This window comes from Escherichia sp. E10V10 (genome assembly GCF_004211985.1).
Taxonomy (GTDB): Bacteria; Pseudomonadota; Gammaproteobacteria; order Enterobacterales; family Enterobacteriaceae; genus Escherichia.
The window spans coordinates 1-5,596 of sequence record NZ_RHJO01000053.1; the positions used below are offsets into that span (position 1 = coordinate 1).

Annotated in this window: 6 protein-coding genes; 1 reads left to right on the forward strand and 5 read right to left on the reverse strand. The window is 51.9% G+C overall.

Annotated elements, in window-relative coordinates; translation table 11 throughout:
- The first annotated feature begins 164 nt into the window (after positions 1 to 164).
- On the forward strand, positions 165 to 329 hold the full coding sequence (locus D9736_RS23875) for a replication initiation protein (protein WP_130259266.1): 165 nt from the start codon (positions 165 to 167) through the stop codon (positions 327 to 329).
- Between the two features lie 247 nt (positions 330 to 576).
- On the opposite strand, the gene D9736_RS23190 is transcribed toward D9736_RS23875, so the two are convergent.
- From D9736_RS23190 to D9736_RS23210, 5 genes are all read right to left on the reverse strand, one after another.
- Positions 577 to 1,188, reverse strand: a complete 612-nt coding sequence (locus D9736_RS23190) for a hypothetical protein (protein WP_130259262.1) — start codon at positions 1,186 to 1,188, stop codon at positions 577 to 579.
- Positions 1,175 to 3,484 (reverse strand): hypothetical protein, encoded by a 2,310-nt coding sequence (locus D9736_RS23195; protein ID WP_130259263.1) that lies wholly within the window; start codon positions 3,482 to 3,484, stop codon positions 1,175 to 1,177. The genes D9736_RS23190 and D9736_RS23195 overlap by 14 nt, the downstream gene beginning before the upstream one ends.
- Positions 3,485 to 4,165: 681 nt before the next feature.
- A complete protein-coding gene (locus tag D9736_RS23200) occupies positions 4,166 to 4,387 on the reverse strand; it encodes a hypothetical protein (protein WP_130259264.1) in 222 nt (73 codons plus the stop codon).
- 289 nt (positions 4,388 to 4,676) lie between these two features.
- A complete protein-coding gene (locus D9736_RS23205) occupies positions 4,677 to 5,105 on the reverse strand; it encodes a helix-turn-helix domain-containing protein (protein ID WP_130259265.1) in 429 nt (142 codons plus the stop codon).
- Positions 5,105 to 5,296, reverse strand: coding sequence for a Rop family plasmid primer RNA-binding protein (locus tag D9736_RS23210; protein ID WP_130259267.1), 192 nt, complete (start codon positions 5,294 to 5,296; stop codon positions 5,105 to 5,107). The genes D9736_RS23205 and D9736_RS23210 overlap by 1 nt, the downstream gene beginning before the upstream one ends.
- Between the last annotated feature and the right edge of the window lie 300 nt (positions 5,297 to 5,596).

Here is a 5,596-nt window from a genome sequence, read left to right on the forward strand (position 1 = left end):
ACAAATCTATGTACAGGCTCCAGGCGTTTCCCCCTGGTGGCTCCCTCGTGCGCTCTCCTGTTCCTGCCTTTCGGTTTACCGGTGTCATTCCGCTGTTATGGCCGCGTTTGTCTCATTCCACGCCTGACACTCAGTTCCGGGTAGGCAGTTCGCTCCAAGCTGGACTGTATGCACGCCCCCCCGTTCAGTCCGACCGCTGCGCCTGTTCCGGTAACTATCAACTTGAGTCCAACCCGGAAAGACACGATAAAACGCCACTGGCAGCAGCCACTGGTAAACAGAATGTGCGAGAGATGTATCCAGAGTTCTTGAAGTTGTGGCCTTACTGAGGCTACACTGGAAGGACAAATTTGGTGGCATGTCTCGCACAAGACTGTTACCACGGTTCAGAAACTTGCCGGTTTACTGTACCTTCGAAAAACCACCTTGCCGGGTGGTTTTTTCGTTTACAGAGCCAGAGATTACGCGCAGAAAAAAAGGATCTCAAGAAGATCCTTTTTATTTTGTGGTCAACCATTTGTCATTTGCATTAAGCATTACTCTCCGTGTGGCTCCCCCTAACCCCGCTTTACTCAACTAATCATGCGGAAAATGAGGGTCATCCGATGGGTCTCCTTTCCCAATTATTGAGAATTTACCACCTTTAAAACTGTATATTTTATATTCACATTTATCATTATTCGGATTTGACGCCGATAGTAACGTACCATTCATCCATAATAAGGTACTGTCACGATAAAATATTGGAAAATCAGCCATTGCTCCAGGTGGAGGTGGATCGTTCTCATCTTCAGGGGAGTAAACAGCACAACTTTGCACTGTACTCGGATGACTCATGTCATTTTCGATCGTAATAAATTTAGGCAGAGTTGACACAACCTGCCCCGTAGTTTTATCAATAACCCAGCCACATAGCGGGTGGCCATCCCCACATTCATTAGGAAGATCGTCTCCATAGCCGACATACAGTCGATAATGCCCAGCGTAATTAACCTGCTCCATTAGTTGCTGTTGCATAATGCGCTTCCACTCATCGGTATAACCTTTCTGAATACCAGACAGATTTAGTGTTTCAGCAAAAGGTTCGTGGCTCACCTTAACTCTATAGTCCCCGGCCTGCGGCCCCCCCCAGGAAAGCGGTGTTACTCCGAAAAGTAAAACAACAGCCAGATATTTATTTACCATCATGTTTTGACGCCTCCAGAGCCTTAATTATCGCATCCGGCATAATCAGAGCCTTGTTTAGCCCATCACCCGAGTAATACGTCACTCCGTCATGCTTGGCATATCGTCTTTTATGAACGGGGTTACCATGCTTATCTTTCAGCACATTGCCATCTGGAGCCACCTCAAACTCATGGGGATCAGGACTGATAGGCAATCCCTTCTGTACGCCCACCGACGCAAACTCCAGTGCACAGGCATAGGCGGCCTCCTCCACGCTGCCATTTCCCTCCAGATAATCAATAATAGGTTTACGTTTCACCCTGATAATATATTCCTCAAACATCCGGTCCTGCATCGTCTCGTCATACCGTGCATTTACGTCCAGATTCAGCTTATAGACACTTTCCTTCATCACCGTCGGCGTTATCTGAAACCGCCCAGTCGCAAACATTTCATACTTTTCCATCGCCACCATTACCTGAGCGATTGCCATCGATGTCAGATTAGTGTGGGTATATGCCTGTTTATGCGTAGGGTGTGGATGCGGCCAGGTCCGGTTATAGGCGGTATAATCATTGACGGACTCAGCATGGCCAATCAGATCAGCAAACGGGCTGTGTGCCCATCCCTGCTTTTTCGGCTCCCTGAGTGCATCGAGAAACACCAGCGGGTGCATATGCCACTGATTTTCCAACATGCACGGCACCCGGTGAATCCAGCGTAGGTCAGTCAGAAACTTCTCGCTGTACGCGTACCATTCCGGCTCCTCCCTCTTCTTCTGCGGCGTAAAGAACGCTTTCCACACCGGGGATTCCGAAGAGTAGTACCACTCACAAGGATGCTTCACACACAGCCGGTACAGGTGATCGCGCATTGCCGGGTTCTGCACCGCACGCCGGTACTGTTCCGGCAAATACCACGACGCTTTCGGAGCATCAATCTGATTCAGCAACTGCCGGTAGTTGAACGCAACCCCTTTGCTGTAGTGATTATCGTCATTGTCCGCCACGCTGAAAAAACGCTCCAATATCGTCTTTACCAGCCCTTTCGGCTGCGTCTTCCCGTCAAGATGGTCAAAGCTCGACGGACTGTCCTCCGTGGTTTCAAACCCCCGACCGGCCAGATCGTACCGCGACAGCAGCAGCACATCCGACTCCGCCAGCAGCCCGCGCGACGAACCATCCGGCCAGTAACGCTTACCCTCTTTGTCTGTCACCGCCTGCCCGGACAGCGGCATTACCGTTACGCTCGTCGTGGCTATCAGCCCCTTCTGTATTTCTCCGCTTCTGAATTGCAGGTACACCGGTATCCCCTTCGGACAGCGCGCAAAGGCGGGCGTGTCGCGACCCGCACCCTCCGGGTTTCTCAGGAAATGCGGCAAATTGTCCGTGGTCAGACATTCGATATGCACCTGATAGCGCTTTTCATGCCCGTCCTCCGTGGGCGCCTGAAAATACCCCAGATGTCCCACCGGGTCCCCGGCCTTAATCGGATAAGGGGTCGGGCATACCACCGTATCAAACTGCACGGCTTCACGTGACGGCGGCAGGAATGGCGTCCACCACGCCGGACAGGTGGCCCTGTCACGTTCAGGAACCAGGTTCCCTTTGTCGCACACAACCCACACCCGGTCCCCGGTTTTCAGGCTCATGCGGCCCGAAACCGGCTCCGCCAGCGTGACGTGCGCGTACTGTCGCCCGTTGCTCCCGGTCATCGTGTCATCGCTGACCGCTTTATCCCACATCACCCGCGTCCCGGCAGGCAGCTCCGCCGCCACCCACTGCCGGGATTCATCCACATACGCCTTCAGGAGCTGGCCGTCTGCCACCTTAAACGCCGTGCTGTCCTGCTCCGGGTAGGCCAGCCACGGCGCGAGATGCATATACAGCGTGTAAAAGGTCAGTCCGCTTTCTGCCGTTTCCCCGGGCTGAACACAGTGCCTGACCAGCACAAAAGACCCGGAGTAGCGTAAATCCCCCCAGTACCACGGCACGCTGAGGTAATCCCGGTTAATCCGGTACGCCACCACCTCACCGTCCGCCATGCAGCGCACGGCCTGCTCCCCCTTAAACGGCACAGGGAAATCAACGGCCTCATTTACCGCCTGCCCGCTGAGCGCACACCACGGCGTGGTGGTGTCCGTGATATGAATACCGCCGTGCCACATGCCGCTACGTCCGATAAGCCAGTGCCCGGTGGCTTCCCCCTCAAGATGCGCCTGTATATCCTCCAGGTTACGGAATTCCCGGCCACGGTTGTTTTTTGGCACCGGCCAGCAGATAGCGGGTATCTGTGAGCCGGTTTTCGACTGTGCCATATCAAGTCCTTTAATTTTGTATGGTTAATAGACATTGATCATACACCTGCAGGAACTCAGCCCTGATTTCTCCATATGTAGCAATATGTTACTAGGCAGAGGTGACGCTGAGCGTCGGTAAGGAATGATGGGGTGGGGGTGGAAACATTTAACATCCGTTATGTGAGAATCACAATAAAGGGAATGGATAACATTGATTGTTTTTTATTACAGAGACATATTCAGACGGAGGGATTTCCTCCTGAATTTACAAAGGATAACTGTCATGGGTCTTAAGCCTGGTCCTAAACGAATTGCCGAATCAATAGGGGAACCTGATAAACGCCAGCGCGACAATAAAAAAAAACGGGGAACACAGATAAACTGAAATCCAGTAAATCCTCAGGGGAAATAAGTCAGTCACCAAAAGTCCTGCGGGGCTTTTTTTGTACCTGCAGATGACTCTGATTTACCATAACATCCGTTGTCGGCACCACCAGAACGCGCTCAGAGCGATTTCAGCGCGAAACCGATGAAAACCACAGCTTACCCGGCGAAACCCCGCCAGAAAGGCACTGAGAGAGTTTACGGCCTGTGAATGGTTATGCAGCGCAGTGCATGACATCCGGTCTGGCGCAGAACAGCAGTTGAAACCGGGATTTTTCCCGGTTTTCCAGCCCTAAAATCCGGGTTAGGGATGAACTACCGGTTCTGTTTCATGCCATAAACGGTCAGTTTCCCGTCCCTGATTTGCAAAACGCCCCGGGATAACTTCCCGGCTACGGTAGAACGGTGCATGTCATCCATCCTCGGCTGATGCTCCTCCGCCGTCACTGGCTTAATCTCCGGATCAAAAAACTCACTTTTAAACTCCGCCCCCAGGAATTTCAGATCATCGATAAGGGTCGTAAACCATTCTTTCATCGTTCAGCCTCCGCGCCAGTCTGCGCCATTCAGATCACAGTCTGACACAAACTGGCGAAATAAAGCGGTGAACGGACCCGCAATTTATTGCGGGATCGTGAGGAGCTGGCAGGGAGTCGGGGCGGCGAGCCCTGACTAGGGCCACGGGTGTGCGGTTTTGCGCATGCGCAAAATTCCCGGGTGGGTTTCAAAGGGGAACCCTTTGGCACGCGACTGTATACAGTCGGTAACGTGCCTCTGGTTTAATGCGGTAATTGCATTAGATTTCACTAAATTGCATTAAAGACGCTCATTTTTGCCAGAACTTCCACCAGGGCGCTGTCGTCGGCTCCGGCATTTCAGACGGGGGCTGCTTATGCTCCAGAAGCTGCATAGCCTGACGAAGTGAACTGATATGCTCGTCCCGGGCATTCACCGCATCTTTTAGCCCGGCGTTTTCCGCCTGCAGAAGCGCCACCTGATGCTGTAAATCCTGTAAAAATTCACTGTTAATCCCTGTAGAGCGATCGTCAAATGTTACAGCACTACTGTCACGTTCACTGTCAAGATTAAGGGTGCCAAAAACGCGCATAAGTTCAGTTGTATCAATGATTTTTACGGATTTACCATGCTTTACAACAGAGGTGTAACTTAACTCACCAGATTTAAGTAGCTTGTAAATAGTAGGACGACTGACACTGGCAAGACGAGCCGCTTCGCTAATTGATACACGGGCCATTATAAATCCCCCTGAAGACCATCCAGACGAATAGTCAGAGAGCGACAGAGTTGTTCCACATCTTCATGCAGCTTTTCGCAAAGATCCGCCTCAGCATCGAGATCAAGTTCATTAAGCTTTTCCAGCAGAAGCAGAGTCTGCCCCTGGATAAACTTCGCCATATTAAGCGCAGTTTTCTGTTGTTTCGTCATCACAGCGTCAGTGCTCCATGTTATCTCCGGTTCTTTTCCGCTTCCTCGCCCGTTCGCTCGCTACGCTCGGTCACTTGTCTGCGGCGAGCGGACGGAACGTACTAAGTGGCAAGTAAGACAGAAGATAAACGTAAGGGGAAAGCAACCCAAAAGCCAGGATAAGGCCACGCCCCGCCGGGGCGTTTTTCCATAGGCTCCGCCCCCCTGACGAGCATCACAAAAATCGACGCTCAAATCAGAAGTGGCGAAACCCGACAGGACTTAAAGATACCAGGCGTTGAGCCTGTTTAGGATTCTGTG